This window comes from Pseudomonas baetica, from assembly GCF_019733355.1.
Taxonomy (GTDB): domain Bacteria; phylum Pseudomonadota; class Gammaproteobacteria; order Pseudomonadales; family Pseudomonadaceae; genus Aquipseudomonas; species Aquipseudomonas baetica_A.
The window spans coordinates 13,983-29,540 of record NZ_JAIHLQ010000036.1 but is presented as its reverse complement, the minus strand read 5'-3'; the positions used below and the strand labels follow the sequence as shown (position 1 = coordinate 29,540).

Sequence of the window (15,558 nt, the reverse complement as noted above, 5' to 3'; positions counted from 1 at the left end):
GCTCGCTCCCACTTTGGAACGTAGTGGGATCACAGATTTGTTTCTGACGACAATCCCCTGTGGGAGCGAGCCTGCTCGCGATGAGGCAATAACAGCCAGCGAAATTATTGAGGCAACTTCAACTTATCCAGCAACCGATTGACCAACAGTTCGTTGAGCATGATCACCTGTTGCAGCGCCAGCAGCGGTTTGCGCTCCGGGCCGCCGATTGAGTTGGCGATGTTACCGGCCATGGCATGGGCGTATGAAAGCGACTCGCTCGCCTCGACCAGAAGGGTTTCGTCATCCAGCGTGGGGTCGACGAGAGAGACGGGGCGAAACTTGGGCGAGTTTGGCGGGGCCGCCAGGTCTTCGGGTTTGAGGTAGTAGTCGAGGGCGCGATCGGTTGCTTCTTTGACCTTTTGCGGGCTGAGCGCTGGGTCGTGGGGGATTGGATCGGTGTGCGGTGGGTTTGGCGTGATTTTGAACATAGATGAAGCTCCATACCGAAGAAATAGGAGCCAACACCCTCGCTACCAAACGATGGGTGGCGGCCATGCGCGGGTTGGTAGACCGGTCGGTACGGAACCCGGCGCTCACGAATGAGCCCCACGCATGTCCACCATATAAAACGCAGCCGCAAAAGAGACTGAATAAGGTGGCGCCATACGGCGGTACCGAAGCGGGCTACCAAACCCGATCACTGTTTTCCAGTGACAGGGAAACGATACAACCCACCTCATAGCCGCGTAAGTCGGCGGATTCTGGCGTACGCGTAGGCAACGACGCAAGGTGTTGTAGGCCCGGTGGCGTAACGGGTTGTGTAGTTTAAACGTGCTCGCAGGATTGCGTTTATGGGCAGAAAAAGCGGGAAGTTAGCCTGTTGTTTTGATGTTGTTTGTCAGACCGCTTTCGCGAGCAGGCTCGCTCCCACATTTGGATCGGGTGCATCAGTAAGAGATTGGTCGGCTGTCAGGCCGCCATCGCGAGCAGGCTCACTCCTACAGTTGGGCCGGGTGCATCAGCAAGGGATTGGTCGGCTGGCAGGCCGCCATCGCTGGCAAGCCAGCTCCCACAGGAACTGCATGCAGTCTGTAGAAATGGGTCCACTGTCAGGCCGTCTTCGCGAGCAAGCTCGCTCCAACAGAAAAGCAAAAGCAGGAGCAGCGCCCAACGCGCACCGCTTCTGCTCTTCACCACTCAACAGGATGAGCGCAAGCTCGGCTGCCGCTTTTGATCTTGATCCACGGGCGACGTCGGAAGGCTGAGCGGAGGGATTGATCCGGGGGTGGGAGCGCAGCGACCGTTTGGCGAAGCCAAACACATCGAGAGGAGGTGCAGCGAAGCAAACCGGAGGCGATGCGCCCGGATCAATCCCGGAGCGAAGGAACCCCGAGCCCCAGCGAGCGGGCCGAACGCAGAAGCAAGCCTTTTTGGTTACTTTTTCGGCGTCTGGAAAAAGTGACCCGCCGTAAGGGCGGAACCCTAATCAGCCATCACCGCAGCAACGGATATTCACCCAATCCCATTCCCAAACCTCAACGAAGAAACCAAGCCACCTTCTGCGCGGCGCTGGCCAAATGCTGCTCATGTGTAAACCCGGAAACCTTGAGCGGCTTCAAATCATGATCCCCAGACGCCAGCCAAAACACCTCAATAATCGGCGATAAGTCGTAAGCCTCGACAGCGTCCCGATTCCCCAACGCATCCCGCTCGCCTTGCACAATCAACGTCCGCGTCCGCAAAGAAGCCAAATGCTCAACCCGAGGCTTCTCCGGTTTCCCCACCGCATAAAACGGATAACCCAGGCAAACCAAGGCATCAGCCCCCAATTCGTCAGCCAAGAGACTGGCCATCCGCCCCCCCATGGACTTTCCGCCAATCGCCAAAGTCCCAGCGACATGAAGTCGCACCAAGCCATACACCTCACGCCAACATTCCTGCAATTTCCCTGCAGGATTCGGCGGCCGTTTAACCCCATCCACCCGCCGCTGCGCCATATAAGGAAACTCAAACCGCAACACATTCACCCCAAGTCCAGCAAGGCGCCCAGCCATATCCGTCATCCAGTCACTGTCCATCGGCGCCCCCGCCCCATGCGCCAGGATCAACGTCGCCGAAGCCTCACCACTGGCGGCATCCCACAGCCATCCATGATCGAGCACACACTGCGCCCATTGATCCCCGTCAATACTGGCCTTGTGCTGTTTGTCCATGCTTGCCTCGCTTTTAGTCTGCCTATAACTCCAGACGAAGGATTCGCGGCGTTTATTGCTCGCACTCACTTCGGCTGAACCGTGGATGGGGAACCATGAACACTTCTATCAGTACCGCCTACAACTACAAGGTGGTCCGCCAATTCGCCATTATGACGGTGGTGTGGGGCATCGTCGGCATGGGCCTCGGGGTTTTTCTCGCCGCCCAATTGGTCTGGCCTGAACTCAACTTCAATTTGCCCTGGACCAGTTTCGGCCGTCTGCGCCCGCTGCACACCAATGCGGTGATCTTCGCCTTCGGTGGCTGCGCGCTGTTCGCCAGTTCGTTCTACTCGGTGCAACGCACCTGCCAGACTCAGCTGTTTGCGCCGAAAATCGCCGCGTTCTGCTTCTGGGGCTGGCAACTGGTGATCCTGCTGGCAGCGATCAGCCTGCCGCTGGGTTACACCAGTTCCAAGGAATACGCCGAGCTGGAATGGCCGATCGACATCCTGATCACCATCGTCTGGGTCGCCTACGCCATCGTGTTTTTCGGCACGATCATGCAGCGCAAGACCAAGCACATTTATGTGGGCAACTGGTTCTTCGGCGCGTTCATCATCACCGTGGCGATTCTGCACATCGTCAACAACCTTGAGTTGCCGGTGAGTTTCACCAAGTCCTACTCGGTGTATGCCGGTGCGACCGATGCGATGGTGCAATGGTGGTACGGCCACAACGCCGTGGGCTTTTTCCTCACCGCCGGTTTCCTCGGGATGATGTACTACTTCGTGCCGAAACAGGCTGAGCGTCCGGTGTATTCGTATCGCCTGTCGATCGTGCACTTCTGGGCCCTGATCACGCTGTACATCTGGGCCGGCCCGCACCACCTGCACTACACCGCGCTGCCGGACTGGGCGCAGTCGCTGGGCATGGTGATGTCGCTGATCCTCCTGGCACCGAGTTGGGGCGGCATGATCAACGGCATGATGACCCTGTCGGGCGCCTGGCATAAGTTGCGCAGCGACCCGATCCTGCGCTTCCTCGTGGTGTCGCTGGCGTTCTACGGCATGTCGACCTTCGAAGGTCCGATGATGGCGATCAAGACCGTCAACGCCCTCTCCCACTACACCGACTGGACCATCGGCCACGTCCACGCCGGCGCTCTCGGTTGGGTGGCGATGATTTCGATCGGCGCGCTGTACCACATGATCCCGAAAATCTTCGGCAAAGAGCAGATGCACAGCATCGGCCTGATCAACGCGCATTTCTGGCTCGCGACCATCGGCACCGTGCTCTACATCGCTTCGATGTGGGTCAACGGCATCGCCCAAGGCCTGATGTGGCGTGCGGTGAACGAGGACGGCACGCTGACCTACTCCTTCGTCGAAACCCTGGTGGCCAGCCACCCAGGCTTCGTCGTGCGGCTGGTGGGTGGGGCGATCTTCCTCAGCGGCATGTTCCTGATGGCTTACAACACCTGGCGCACCGTGCGGGCCTCGCAGCCTGCTGACGTCGTTGCTGCCGCGCAGATGGCCTGAGGAGTCCGCCATGAAACACGAAACGATTGAAAAGAACGTCGGCCTGCTGATGCTGCTCATGGTGTTCGCCGTGAGCATCGGCGGCCTGACCCAGATCGTCCCGCTGTTCTTCCAGGACGTGACCAACAAACCGGTGGAGGGCATGAAGCCCTACACCGCGCTGCAACTGGAAGGCCGCGACATCTACATCCGCGAGGGCTGCGTCGGTTGCCACTCGCAGATGATCCGCCCGTTCCGCGCCGAAACCGAACGCTACGGGCACTACTCGGTGGCCGGTGAGAGCGTGTGGGATCACCCCTTCCTGTGGGGCTCCAAACGCACCGGTCCGGACCTGGCCCGGGTGGGCGCGCGTTACTCGGATGATTGGCACCGCGCGCACTTGTACAACCCGCGCAACGTAGTACCGGAGTCAAAGATGCCGGCCTACCCGTGGCTGGTCACGCAAGCGGTCGACAGCAGCCACACCGAAACCAAGCTCAAGACCCTGCGCACCCTCGGCGTGCCTTACACCGACGACGACATCGCCGGCGCGGTGGCCAGCCTCAAGGGCAAGACCGAAATGGACGCCCTCGTCTCCTACCTGCAAGTGCTCGGCACTGCGATCAAGAGCAAGAGGTGAGCCATGGTCATTGAAATGAGCACAGGGCTGATTCGCGGCCTCGGCACCGTCGTGGTGTTCGTCGCCTTCGTCGGCCTGACTTTCTGGGTGTTCAACCGCAAGCGCACGCCGGAGTTCGCCGAAGCGCGCCTGCTGCCGTTCGCCGACGAGCCGCAACCCGACACTACCCAAGCACCTGAACCAAGGAGTACCCGGCCATGACCACCTTCTGGAGTACGTGGATCTGCGTACTGACCATCGGCAGCCTGATCGGCCTGACCTGGCTGCTGATCGGCACGCGTCGGGGCGAGACCAAGGGCAGCGTCGACCAGACCATGGGCCACAGCTTCGACGGCATCGAGGAGTACGACAACCCGCTGCCGCAATGGTGGTTCATGCTATTCGCCGGCACGCTGGTGTTTTCCGTGGGCTATCTGATCCTGTATCCGGGCCTGGGCAACTGGAAAGGCATCCTGCCCGGTTACGAGGACGGCTGGACCGGCGTCCACGAATGGGAAAAGGAAATGAACAAGGCGGATGCCAAGTTCGGCCCGATCTTCGCCAAGTTCGCCGCCATGCCGCTGGAAGACGTGGCGAAAGACCCGCAGGCGCTGAAAATGGGTGGCCGTCTGTTCGCCTCCAACTGCTCGGTCTGCCACGGCTCGGATGCCAAAGGCGCGTTCGGCTTCCCCAACCTGGCCGACAGCGACTGGCGCTGGGGCGGCGACGCCGACACCATCAAGACCACCATCATGGGTGGGCGGATGGCGGCGATGCCGGCCTGGGGTGAAGTGCTCGGTGAAGCGGGTGTGAAGAACGTTGCCGCGTATGTGCGTCACGATCTGGCCGGCCTGCCTTTGCCCGCCGACAGCAAGGCCGACCTGCAAGCCGGACAGCAAACGTTCAGCACCACTTGCGTCGCCTGCCATGGGGCAACCGGCCACGGCACTGAAGCCATGGGGGCGCCGAATCTGACGCACCCGGCCGGATTTATCTATGGCACCAGCCTGACCCAGCTCGAACAGACCATCCGCCATGGTCGCCAAGGTCATATGCCAGCGCAGAATGAGCTGCTGGGTAACGATAAAGTGCAATTACTGGCGGCTTATGTGTACAGTCTTAGCCATGGATTGAATACAGAAAAACTTGTTAATGAAGACAATAAACAGTAAGCATTGACTACATCACTGCCGCACGTTTCTCAGTGCGGCAGTTTCCCGCCCCTTTGCGACGCATTGTCGCACCCCTTGATGCCCTCACCTTTCGGTTCCCCTGATTCGGGTCTACGCTTGCTCGATGCGGACTGGCCCGTGCTGGTTCCAGGTCGACCCTGAGCGATGTGTTCGATGAATCGGCTGACAAACTCGCCGCAAAGGCCGGTAGATACCGGCTGTCGCGCCGATTGCCGTTCATCAGCCGAACCGGCTGTTTGAACACACCTCGTTACAAGTGATCTGAGCCCCTCGCTTTTTTCGTCTGCTGCGACATTTTGTCCGAGGCCAATTTTGTCCTTACGCGGCGTATGGAAAGGCCGCAGAATCAGCGTTGGAAAGCATTGACCCAGGTCATGGCGCGTTGCAATGACCCCCTGCTCTCTGCATACTTGCGGCCGATTTTAATCCTAATAAAACACCTAAACCGTGGAACCTTAGAATGAGCACAGCAATCAGTCCGACTGCTTATAACTATAAGGTAGTCCGCCAGTTCGCCATCATGACGGTGGTCTGGGGGATCCTTGGCATGGGGCTCGGTGTCTTCATCGCCTCGCAACTGGTCTGGCCGGAATTGAACTTCGGTCTGCCGTGGACGAGCTTTGGACGCCTGCGCCCGTTGCACACAAACCTGGTGATTTTTGCCTTCGGTGGATGTGCACTGTTTGGCACCTCCTACTATGTCGTGCAGCGTACCTGCCAGACGCGACTGATTTCCGACAGCCTCGCCGCCTTCACCTTCTGGGGCTGGCAAGCCGTCATTGTCGGCGCGATCATTACCTTGCCGCTGGGTTACACCACCACCAAGGAATACGCGGAACTGGAATGGCCGCTGGCCATTCTCCTGGCCATTGTCTGGGTCACCTACGGTCTGGTGTTCTTCGGCACCATCACCAAGCGCAAAACCAAGCACATCTATGTCGGTAACTGGTTCTACGGCGCCTTCATCGTCGTCACCGCGATGCTGCACATCGTCAACCACGCCTCGCTGCCCGTCAGCTTCTTCAAATCCTACTCGGCCTACTCCGGCGCGACCGACGCGATGATCCAGTGGTGGTACGGCCACAACGCCGTGGGTTTCTTCCTGACCACTGGCTTCCTCGGGATGATGTACTACTTCGTGCCGAAACAGGCCGAACGTCCGATCTACTCCTATCGCCTGTCGATCGTGCACTTCTGGGCGCTGATCACCCTGTACATCTGGGCCGGCCCGCACCACCTGCACTACACCGCACTGCCGGATTGGGCACAGTCGCTGGGCATGGCCATGTCGATCATCCTCCTGGCACCGAGCTGGGGCGGCATGATCAACGGCATGATGACCCTGTCGGGCGCCTGGCATAAATTGCGCACCGACCCGATCCTGCGCTTCCTCGTGGTATCGCTGGCGTTCTACGGCATGTCGACCTTCGAAGGGCCGATGATGGCGATCAAGACCGTCAACTCGCTCTCGCACTACACTGACTGGACCATCGGCCACGTACATGCCGGCGCTCTGGGCTGGGTAGCAATGATCTCGATCGGTGCGATCTACCACATGATCCCGAAACTGTTCGGTCGTGCACAGATGCACAGTGTCGGCCTGATCAACGCGCACTTCTGGCTCGCGACCATCGGTACCGTGCTGTACATCGCGTCGATGTGGGTCAACGGCATCACTCAAGGCCTGATGTGGCGGGCAATCAACGACGACGGCACCCTCACCTACTCGTTCGTTGAAGCGCTGCAAGCCAGCCACCCTGGCTACATCGTCCGTGCCCTGGGCGGTGCATTCTTCGCCAGCGGCATGTTCCTGATGGCTTACAACGTCTGGCGCACCGTGCGCGCCTCGAACCCGGCTGAAGCCGAAGCCGCCGCCCAGATCGCTGTCGTTGGAGCTCACTGATGAAGCATGAAGCTGTCGAGAAAAATATTGGCCTGCTGGCCTTCTTCATGGTCATCGCCGTCAGCGTCGGTGGCCTGACCCAAATCGTTCCGCTGTTTTTCCAGGACGTTACCAACAAGCCGGTCGAAGGCATGAAGCCACGTTCGGCGCTGGAACTGGAAGGCCGCGATATCTATATCGCCAACGGTTGTGTCGGCTGCCACTCGCAGATGATCCGTCCGTTCCGCGCCGAAACCGAACGCTATGGCCACTACTCGGTCGCCGGTGAAAGCGTCTGGGATCACCCGTTCCTGTGGGGTTCCAAACGTACCGGCCCGGACCTGGCCCGCGTGGGCGGTCGCTACTCCGACGACTGGCAGCGTGCGCACTTGTACAACCCGCGCAACGTGGTGCCTGAGTCGAAAATGCCGGCTTACCCATTCCTCGTGGAAAACAAGCTCGACGGCAAAGACACGGCCAAGAAAATGGAAGTGTTGCGCACGCTCGGCGTCCCTTACACCGACGAAGACATCGCCGGTGCAAAAGATGCCGTGAAGGGCAAAACCGAAATGGACGCGCTGGTGGCCTACCTGCAAGGCCTGGGCACCATCATCAAAAGCAAACGGTGAATTGGATGGATATCGGGATGATTCGTGGCCTAGGCACCGTTGTTGTGATGGTGGCCTTCATCGGTCTGGCGTTGTGGGTATTCAGCCCCAAGCGCAAGTCGGAGTTTGAAGACGCGACCTTGCTGCCTTTTGCGGATGATCCCGAAGCCATCAAGCACGTCGAGCAAGCTTCTAGGAGTAACAAAGAATGACTACATTCTGGAGTCTGTACGTCACAGTCCTCAGTCTCGGTACGATCTTTTCCCTGACCTGGCTGCTGCTGTCGACCCGCAAGGGCCAGCGCAGCGAGCAGACGGACGAGACGGTCGGGCACTCCTTCGACGGGATCGAGGAGTACGACAACCCGCTGCCGAAATGGTGGTTCATGCTGTTCGTGGGCACCATCATTTTTGCGCTGGGTTACCTGGTGCTATATCCGGGTCTGGGTAACTGGAAAGGCCTGCTGCCGGGCTACAACTACCTCGATAACGACAAACAGACCGCGTTCGCCAACGGCCAGACCGGCTGGACCGGCGTACACGAATGGGAAAAGGAAATGGCTCGCTCGGACGCCAGGTTCGGTCCGATCTTCGCCAAGTTCGCCGCCATGCCGATCGAAGAAGTGGCCAAGGATCCGCAAGCCCTGAAAATGGGTGGCCGCCTGTTCGCCTCCAACTGCTCGGTCTGCCACGGTTCCGACGCCAAAGGCGCTTATGGCTTCCCGAACCTCACCGACGCCGACTGGCGTTGGGGCGGGGAGCCGGAAACCATCAAGACCACCATCATGGGCGGTCGTCACGCGGTGATGCCGGCCTGGGCCGAAGTGATCGGCGAGCAAGGCGTTGCCGACGTGGCAGCCTATGTGGTGACGCAACTCGATGGCCGCAAGCTGCCGCAAGACGCCAAGGCTGACCCGGTCAACGGCCAGAAACTGTTCGCCGTCAACTGCGTGGCTTGCCACGGCCCGGAAGGCAAAGGCACCCCGGCCATGGGCGCGCCTAACCTGACCCACCCGGGCGCGTTCATCTACGGTTCCAGCTTCGCGCAATTGCAGCAGACCATCCGTTACGGCCGTCAGGGCCAAATGCCGGCGCAGGAACAACTGCAAGGCAACGACAAGGTTCACCTGCTGGCCGCTTACGTTTACAGCCTGTCCCACGGCGAAAAAATGCCGGAAGCCGAGGCGCAGTAAGGCCCACGCTTGATGCAAAGGAAGGCCCGGCCAATGACAATTGGCCGGGCCTTTTTCATGGACGGCTGGCCGAGATGGATTTCACCGTCACCGTGTCGATGAGCGTTCGCTCCTGCCATTGATTGTCCTTCACCAGATAAATCTGCAACTGCTTGCGATCCTCGGTGAAGCTGGTGATCAAGTAAGTTTGCTGAGACGTGGCGCCACTCAGATACATCGGCACATCTCCCACCCAGTAGGAGTCACCGCCGTCCCGATGTAAATGACCGGCGAATATTGCAGTGACCTGATATTTGACGATCATGTCGCGAAAGCGTTTTTGCTGCGCACTGTCGCCCTTCATCTCCAACGGCTTGTGCATATTTATGATAATGGCGTACCCCTGAGCTCTCGCCAGACTAAGGTCAGTCTCAAGCCAGTCCAGTGCACTATTGATCTCGAACGTCGTCGGGTTCAGGAAATGAGCAATCCGGGTCGTGTACGTCGGCTCATTGTTGAGTTGAACCATGTGGACGTCGCCGATGGTCTTTGAATAAGCGAGACTTCCTGAATACGTATTACCCCAGAAACCTTGCGTGGACCTCACATCAAAGTTGTCCACCCTGTTTTCATGATGTTTTCTGAACTCAACAATGCTGCCCGCCGCACAGCTATTACTGAAACAATCATCCACGTTGTTTTCATAGTCATGATTACCCAAACCATACAGGTACTCACCACCGAAGTGCTTAGCCAGCACCTCTCTCATATAGGAGCGCTGCCAGTCATGGCCGAAAGCGGTGATATCTCCATTGATCATCAATGGTACTTTCGCTTGTCCACCCTGAGCATTTCGAAAAGCGGCAATACTTGCCAACTGAGTTTCCACCAGCCACTTCGAACGCTTTGTAAACGCCTCATCAGACTCAGGCGTTCTACTGTCTGTCTTGTCTGTCCAGGGGTATTGCGTATCCGATGCAAACACCATGTGCTTCGGCGCAGGCTCCGCAGAATAAGCCGAAACTATCGACAGCAACAAACACACACCCAGAATATAAGCTGCAACTTTACTACCTGTCATGATATTTCACTTCCATTTAATAACTTATGCTGGCGACCTCATATCGCCAGCCACCAACTTATTCGAAAGCCATTAAAACCTCAAAGACACAAACATGATTAATTAATTACTCTTGTGTCCAACCCTTTAAAAAACAACTAAAAACAATAATTAAAAAGCAATCAACAATCAGCCGCTGGGGCTTGCGGACCTTGCGATCAGAAGGCGTTCACGATTTGAGGCAAATGCTCAATAGACTCAATCTTCATCGGCCTGTAACTTTTCTTTCCGTCTGCCGATGGTTCGTCAGACCACCCCCTATACCGCTGTATATCAAGGAAGAAAGCCATGCGAGAATCCGATCATGACTGTGTGCAATCCCACGAAGATTTCACTTTTGCCGACCCGGGTATCAAGCCCGACACTGCGTCCCCCGATACCAGCGACGATGCCACCGCTGGCCACGAGGTGAAGAAACCCAAAGACGGCGGGCTCGAAAGTCTCGGCGGCGGCAGGCTGGACTGATGCCTGCAGATTGCCTGCCGAGACGATGCATGAGACTCACTCGCCCGAGCGAGTCTCATGCATCGTCTATAGTCAATTGATCTGGATCAGGACTTGTTACATCTGCTACACCATTTACAGCCCGCCCCCAACGCGACCAAAGGTCGCACCCGTTCGCAGGCGTGACAGGCGTATCATTGCGCCACTGCAACGCCCTTTCCGACCCCGGCCGGCACGTATCGACCGAGGCATTTTTCCACTGCCGTGGGATGCAATGATGAGCAACCAGATTCCGGTACACGACGTCACGCCACCGAGCAAAAACGCGAACAACAGCGTGGATCTTTACGCCTCACGAGAAAAAATCTACACCCGTGCTTTTACCGGTCTGTTCCGCAATCTGCGGATGATGGGCGGTGCCGCACTGTTCCTGCTGTATTTCGGCACGGTGTGGCTGAACTGGGGTGGCCATCAGGCCGTGTGGTGGAACCTGCCGGAGCGCAAGTTCTTCATCTTCGGCGCCACCTTCTGGCCGCAGGACTTCATTCTGCTTTCGGGCCTGCTGATCATTGCCGCGTTCGGTCTGTTCTTTATCACCGTGTATGCCGGCCGAGTCTGGTGCGGCTACACCTGTCCGCAAAGCGTGTGGACGTGGATTTTCATGTGGTGCGAGAAGGTCACCGAAGGCGACCGCAACCAGCGCATCAAGCTCGACAAGGCGCCGATGAGCGGTAACAAGCTCCTGCGCAAACTCGCCAAACACTCGCTTTGGCTGCTGATCGGTTTCGTCACCGGTATGACCTTCGTGGGTTACTTTTCGCCGATCCGCGAACTCGTGTTCGAGTTTTTCACCGGGCAAGCCGATGGCTGGTCGTACTTCTGGGTCGGCTTCTTCACCCTTGCCACATACGGTAATGCCGGCTGGTTGCGCGAACAGGTGTGCATCTACATGTGCCCATATGCTCGCTTCCAGAGTGTGATGTTCGACAAGGACACTCTGATCGTTTCCTACGACCCGCGTCGCGGCGAAAGCCGTGGCCCGCGCAAGAAAGGCGTCGACTACAAGGCCATGGGCCTGGGCGACTGCATCGACTGCACCATGTGCGTTCAGGTGTGCCCGACCGGTATCGACATCCGCGACGGTCTGCAAATCGAGTGCATCGGCTGCGCCGCGTGTATCGACGCCTGCGACAGCATCATGGACAAGATGGACTACCCGCGCGGCCTGATCAGCTACACCACCGAACACAACCTGTCGGGCCAGAAAACCCATAAACTGCGGCCACGCCTGATCGGCTATGCCGTAGTGTTGCTGGCGATGATCAGCCTGTTGGTGACCGCGTTCGTCATGCGTTCACTGGTCGGTTTCGATGTCAGCAAAGACCGCGTGCTCTATCGCGAGAACGCCGAAGGCCGGATCGAAAATGTCTACAGCCTGAAGATCATGAACAAGGATCAGCGCGACCACACCTACGTGCTGGAAGCCGCTGGCCTGCCGGATCTGCGCCTGCAAGGCAAACGCGAGATCAAGGTCGCGGCCGGAGAAATTTTCAGCATGCCAGTCGAACTGTCGAGCGCACCGGAACAACTGCCGTCGAGCACCAACGAGGTGAAATTCATCCTCAAGGATGCCGATGACAACAGCGTCCACGTTGAAGCCAAGAGCCGATTCATCGGCCCACAAATCCGTTAAGAGAACTGAACATGCCCGCAGCAAACGCCGCAAGTCCTTGGTACAAGCACCTCTGGCCATGGATCATCATCGCGATTCTGGCCTGTTCGGTGACGCTGACCCTGTCCATGGTGACCATCGCGGTGAACAACCCGGACAACCTCGTCAACGACAACTACTACGAGGCAGGCAAAGGTATCAACCGTTCACTGGATCGCGAACTGCTCGCACAGAACCTGAAGATGCGCGCCGCTGTGCATCTGGATGATGTGACTGGTGAAGTCGATGTGCGTTTGAGCGGCGACAGCCAGCCCAAGACACTGGAACTGAACCTGATCTCGCCGACCCAACCGGAGAAGGATCGCAAGGTCATCCTGACCCGCAGCGAAACTGAGACAGGGCGCTACATCGGTCAGTTGAGCGACAAGGTCGACGGCCGCCGGTTTGTCGAATTGCTGGGATCGCAGGATGATCAGATCTGGCGCATGTTCGAAGAAGAGTTGGTCAGCCATGATACGGATCTGCTGCTCGGTGACGAACCGCTCCAGGGCGCCGAAGACCTGAAGAAGTAACGCCGCGCTTCGCGCATTCGCGAGCAGGCCCGCTCCCCCAGTGGAACGCCAGTATCCACATAACCTGTGGGAGCGGGCTTGCTCGCAAAGAGGCTCGAGCGGACGACATCGATATTAATGAAAATCTGATGACCAACCCAATCCCCTGCTACCACTGCGCCCTGCCCGTCCCGTCCGGCAGCCGCTTTACCGCCGTCGTACTCGGGGAACCCCGCGAATTCTGCTGCCCAGGCTGCCAGGCTGTGGCCGAAGCTATCGTTGCCGGCGGCCTGGAAAGCTACTACCAACACCGCAGCGAAGCCTCGGCCAACCCCGAAGCGCTGCCGGTGCAATTGGTCGATGAGCTGGCGCTGTACGACCGCGCCGATGTCCAGCAACCGTTTGTCCGCCACGAAGGCGAACTGGCCGAAACCACGCTGTTAATGGAAGGCATCAGTTGCGCCGCCTGCGGCTGGCTGATCGAGAAACATCTGCGCACGCTTGGGGCGGTCGCCGAAGCCCGACTGAATCTGTCCAACCATCGACTTCACGTTCGCTGGGCGGATGGGCAATTGCCACTGAGCCGATTGCTCGCCGAACTGCGCCACATCGGTTACGCCGCCCACCCGTATCAGGCCGATCGTGCCAGCGAACAAATGGCCAGCGAAAACCGCCTCGCCCTACGTCAACTGGGCGTGGCCGGGCTGCTCTGGTTCCAGGCGATGATGGCGACCATGGCGACCTGGCCGGAATTCAACATCGACCTCAGCCCAGAACTGCACACCATCCTGCGCTGGGTCGCGCTGTTTTTGACCACGCCGATCGTGTTCTACAGTTGCGCGCCGTTCTTCAAAGGCGCGATGCGTGACTTGCGTACGCGCCACCTGACCATGGATGTTTCGGTGTCGCTAGCGATCGGCAGTGCCTACATTGCCGGGATATGGACGTCGATCACCGGCGTCGGCGAGTTGTATTTCGATGCGGTCGGCATGTTTGCGCTGTTTCTGCTCGCCGGGCGCTATCTGGAGCGTCGCGCGCGGGAGCGCACCGCCGCTGCCACCGCACAGTTGGTCAACCTGTTGCCCGCCTCGTGCCTGCGCCTCGATGATGCCGGCCAGAGCGAGCGCATCCTGCTCAGCGAGCTGCGCCTGGGCGATCACGTTCTGGTGCCACCGGGCTCGACCCTGCCCGCGGACGGCAAGATCCTCGATGGCCAGTCGAGCATCGACGAATCGCTGCTGACCGGCGAATACCTGCCACAACCGCGCACGTTGGGCGATGCCGTCACAGCGGGCACCCTGAACGTTGAGGGTGCGTTAACCGTGCAAGTGCTCGCGCTAGGACAGGACACGCGACTGTCGGCCATCGTCCGTTTGCTCGACCGCGCCCAGACCGAAAAACCACGACTGGCGGAAATCGCCGACCGCGCCGCGCAATGGTTCTTGCTGTTGTCGCTGATCGCCGCTGCCGCCATTGGCCTGCTGTGGTGGGAGCTGGATTCATCACGCGCATTCTGGATCGTCCTCGCGATGCTGGTGGCGACCTGCCCCTGCGCGCTATCGCTGGCAACACCGACCGCCCTCACCGCCGCCACCGGAACGTTGCACAAACTCGGCTTGCTGCTGACCCGCGGCCATGTGCTGGAAGGCCTGAACCAGATCGACACGGTGATTTTCGACAAGACTGGCACCCTCACCGAAGGCCGGCTGGTATTGCGCTCGATTCGCCCACTGGGCGCACTGGACAGCGATCAATGCCTGAGCCTCGCCGCTGCGCTGGAGAACCGTTCGGAACACCCGATTGCCCGAGCGTTCGGCCGTGCGCCGCTGGCGGCCGAAGAGGTCCACAGCACGCCTGGGCTTGGTCTCGAAGGCTTGGTCGGCGAACAACGCTTGCGCATCGGTCAGGCGGAATTTGTCTGCGCCCTTAGCGGCGCTACTGCGCCTGCGATGCCGAATGAACCCGGGCAATGGCTGCTGCTCGGCGACACCCGGGGGCCACTGGCCTGGTTCGTCCTCGATGACCGTTTGCGCGACGATGCACCGGCCCTGCTCGCCGCCTGCAAGGCGCGTGGCTGGCGCACATTGCTGTTGTCCGGCGACAGTTCGCCGATGGTCGCCAGTGTTGCCGCAGAACTGGGCATCGAAGAGGCCCATGGTGGTCTGCGCCCGGACGACAAACTGCAAGTGCTGCACCAGTTGCACCAGGAAGGTCGCAAAGTATTGATGCTCGGCGACGGCGTCAACGATGTGCCGGTGCTCGCCGCCGCCGACATCAGCGTGGCCATGGGCTCGGCCACAGACCTGGCAAAAACCAGCGCCGATGCCGTGTTGCTGTCCAATCGGCTCGACGCACTGGTGCAAGCCTTCACGCTGGCGCGACGCACCCGCCGGGTAATCATCGAGAACCTGCTGTGGGCCGCGCTGTACAATGGCTTCATGTTGCCGTTCGCCGCCCTCGGCTGGATCACCCCGGTGTGGGCAGCGGTCGGCATGTCGATCAGTTCGCTGACTGTGGTGCTCAACGCCTTGCGTCTGACTCGCCTGCCGAGCGCGCCGCCCGCCCGCACCCCGTCAGAAACCCGCCCGCTACCGGCCTGAGCCG

The 15,558-nt window shown here is 59.3% G+C and carries 15 protein-coding genes; 12 read left to right on the top strand and 3 right to left on the bottom strand.

The window, feature by feature from the left end:
• Window positions 1–104: 104 nt before the first annotated feature.
• Window positions 105–470 carry a DUF6124 family protein gene (locus K5E40_RS26290; RefSeq protein ID WP_221733296.1) on the bottom strand — a complete coding sequence of 122 codons (366 nt, stop codon included), beginning with the start codon at window positions 468–470 and terminating at the stop codon, window positions 105–107.
• A gap of 1,047 nt (window positions 471–1,517) precedes the next feature.
• Window positions 1,518–2,195, bottom strand: coding sequence for an alpha/beta family hydrolase (locus K5E40_RS26285; RefSeq protein WP_221733295.1), 678 nt, complete (start codon window positions 2,193–2,195; stop codon window positions 1,518–1,520).
• A 95-nt stretch (window positions 2,196–2,290) separates the two neighbouring features.
• Between K5E40_RS26285 and ccoN (K5E40_RS26280) the strand changes: the two genes are divergently transcribed.
• The 8 genes from ccoN (K5E40_RS26280) to ccoP (K5E40_RS26245) all read left to right on the top strand — a co-directional run bounded on the left by ccoN (K5E40_RS26280) (window position 2,291) and on the right by ccoP (K5E40_RS26245) (window position 9,188).
• The gene (gene ccoN / locus K5E40_RS26280) at window positions 2,291–3,715 is read left to right on the top strand and encodes a cytochrome-c oxidase, cbb3-type subunit I (RefSeq protein ID WP_221733294.1); all 1,425 of its coding nucleotides are present in this window, start codon (window positions 2,291–2,293) and stop codon (window positions 3,713–3,715) included.
• A gap of 10 nt (window positions 3,716–3,725) precedes the next feature.
• On the top strand, window positions 3,726–4,334 hold the full coding sequence (ccoO, locus tag K5E40_RS26275) for a cytochrome-c oxidase, cbb3-type subunit II (protein WP_221733293.1): 609 nt from the start codon (window positions 3,726–3,728) through the stop codon (window positions 4,332–4,334).
• Window positions 4,335–4,337: 3 nt separating this feature from the next.
• Window positions 4,338–4,535, top strand: a complete 198-nt coding sequence (locus K5E40_RS26270) for a cbb3-type cytochrome c oxidase subunit 3 (protein WP_221733292.1) — start codon at window positions 4,338–4,340, stop codon at window positions 4,533–4,535.
• Window positions 4,532–5,485, top strand: a complete 954-nt coding sequence (gene ccoP / locus K5E40_RS26265) for a cytochrome-c oxidase, cbb3-type subunit III (protein ID WP_221733291.1) — start codon at window positions 4,532–4,534, stop codon at window positions 5,483–5,485. Before K5E40_RS26270 ends, ccoP (K5E40_RS26265) begins: the two co-directional genes overlap by 4 nt.
• A gap of 481 nt (window positions 5,486–5,966) precedes the next feature.
• On the top strand, window positions 5,967–7,409 hold the full coding sequence (gene ccoN / locus K5E40_RS26260) for a cytochrome-c oxidase, cbb3-type subunit I (protein WP_221733290.1): 1,443 nt from the start codon (window positions 5,967–5,969) through the stop codon (window positions 7,407–7,409).
• Window positions 7,409–8,017 (top strand): cytochrome-c oxidase, cbb3-type subunit II, encoded by a 609-nt coding sequence (ccoO, locus tag K5E40_RS26255; RefSeq protein ID WP_221733289.1) that lies wholly within the window; start codon window positions 7,409–7,411, stop codon window positions 8,015–8,017. The genes ccoN (K5E40_RS26260) and ccoO (K5E40_RS26255) overlap by 1 nt, the downstream gene beginning before the upstream one ends.
• A 5-nt stretch (window positions 8,018–8,022) precedes the next feature.
• The gene (locus K5E40_RS26250; protein WP_003175465.1) at window positions 8,023–8,208 is read left to right on the top strand and encodes a CcoQ/FixQ family Cbb3-type cytochrome c oxidase assembly chaperone; all 186 of its coding nucleotides are present in this window, start codon (window positions 8,023–8,025) and stop codon (window positions 8,206–8,208) included.
• Window positions 8,205–9,188, top strand: a complete 984-nt coding sequence (gene ccoP / locus K5E40_RS26245; RefSeq protein ID WP_221733288.1) for a cytochrome-c oxidase, cbb3-type subunit III — start codon at window positions 8,205–8,207, stop codon at window positions 9,186–9,188. The genes K5E40_RS26250 and ccoP (K5E40_RS26245) overlap by 4 nt, the downstream gene beginning before the upstream one ends.
• Window positions 9,189–9,243: 55 nt before the next feature.
• On the opposite strand, the gene K5E40_RS26240 is transcribed toward ccoP (K5E40_RS26245), so the two are convergent.
• The gene (locus K5E40_RS26240) at window positions 9,244–10,248 is read right to left on the bottom strand and encodes a metallophosphoesterase (RefSeq protein WP_221733287.1); all 1,005 of its coding nucleotides are present in this window, start codon (window positions 10,246–10,248) and stop codon (window positions 9,244–9,246) included.
• Window positions 10,249–10,575: 327 nt separating this feature from the next.
• Here K5E40_RS26240 and K5E40_RS26235 point away from each other — a divergent pair, with 327 nt between their 5' ends.
• From K5E40_RS26235 to K5E40_RS26220, 4 genes are all read left to right on the top strand, one after another.
• The gene (locus K5E40_RS26235; protein ID WP_221733286.1) at window positions 10,576–10,752 is read left to right on the top strand and encodes a hypothetical protein; all 177 of its coding nucleotides are present in this window, start codon (window positions 10,576–10,578) and stop codon (window positions 10,750–10,752) included.
• Between the two features lie 256 nt (window positions 10,753–11,008).
• Window positions 11,009–12,424, top strand: a complete 1,416-nt coding sequence (gene ccoG, locus K5E40_RS26230) for a cytochrome c oxidase accessory protein CcoG (protein ID WP_221733285.1) — start codon at window positions 11,009–11,011, stop codon at window positions 12,422–12,424.
• 11 nt (window positions 12,425–12,435) lie between these two features.
• Entirely contained in the window at window positions 12,436–12,975 is a 540-nt protein-coding gene (locus K5E40_RS26225; RefSeq protein WP_221733284.1) for a FixH family protein, read from the top strand.
• Window positions 12,976–13,103: 128 nt separating this feature from the next.
• A complete protein-coding gene (locus K5E40_RS26220; RefSeq protein ID WP_221733283.1) occupies window positions 13,104–15,554 on the top strand; it encodes a heavy metal translocating P-type ATPase in 2,451 nt (816 codons plus the stop codon).
• Window positions 15,555–15,558 lie beyond the last annotated feature (4 nt).

Excerpts from the sequence above, each read along its gene's own strand:
- ccoN (WP_221733290.1), top strand. The coding sequence starts at position 5,967 with ATGAGCACAGCAATCAGTCCGACTGCTTATAACTATAAGGTAGTCCGC.
- K5E40_RS26220 (WP_221733283.1), top strand. The coding sequence starts at position 13,104 with ATGACCAACCCAATCCCCTGCTACCACTGCGCCCTGCCCGTCCCGTCC.
- ccoO (WP_221733289.1), top strand. The coding sequence starts at position 7,409 with ATGAAGCATGAAGCTGTCGAGAAAAATATTGGCCTGCTGGCCTTCTTC.
- ccoG (WP_221733285.1), top strand. The coding sequence starts at position 11,009 with ATGAGCAACCAGATTCCGGTACACGACGTCACGCCACCGAGCAAAAAC.
- ccoP (WP_221733288.1), top strand. The coding sequence starts at position 8,205 with ATGACTACATTCTGGAGTCTGTACGTCACAGTCCTCAGTCTCGGTACG.
- K5E40_RS26285 (WP_221733295.1), bottom strand. The coding sequence starts at position 2,195 with ATGGACAAACAGCACAAGGCCAGTATTGACGGGGATCAATGGGCGCAG.
- K5E40_RS26225 (WP_221733284.1), top strand. The coding sequence starts at position 12,436 with ATGCCCGCAGCAAACGCCGCAAGTCCTTGGTACAAGCACCTCTGGCCA.
- K5E40_RS26240 (WP_221733287.1), bottom strand. The coding sequence starts at position 10,248 with ATGACAGGTAGTAAAGTTGCAGCTTATATTCTGGGTGTGTGTTTGTTG.
- ccoO (WP_221733293.1), top strand. The coding sequence starts at position 3,726 with ATGAAACACGAAACGATTGAAAAGAACGTCGGCCTGCTGATGCTGCTC.
- K5E40_RS26290 (WP_221733296.1), bottom strand. The coding sequence starts at position 470 with ATGTTCAAAATCACGCCAAACCCACCGCACACCGATCCAATCCCCCAC.
- K5E40_RS26235 (WP_221733286.1), top strand. The coding sequence starts at position 10,576 with ATGCGAGAATCCGATCATGACTGTGTGCAATCCCACGAAGATTTCACT.
- ccoP (WP_221733291.1), top strand. The coding sequence starts at position 4,532 with ATGACCACCTTCTGGAGTACGTGGATCTGCGTACTGACCATCGGCAGC.
- ccoN (WP_221733294.1), top strand. The coding sequence starts at position 2,291 with ATGAACACTTCTATCAGTACCGCCTACAACTACAAGGTGGTCCGCCAA.
- K5E40_RS26270 (WP_221733292.1), top strand. The coding sequence starts at position 4,338 with ATGGTCATTGAAATGAGCACAGGGCTGATTCGCGGCCTCGGCACCGTC.
- K5E40_RS26250 (WP_003175465.1), top strand. The coding sequence starts at position 8,023 with ATGGATATCGGGATGATTCGTGGCCTAGGCACCGTTGTTGTGATGGTG.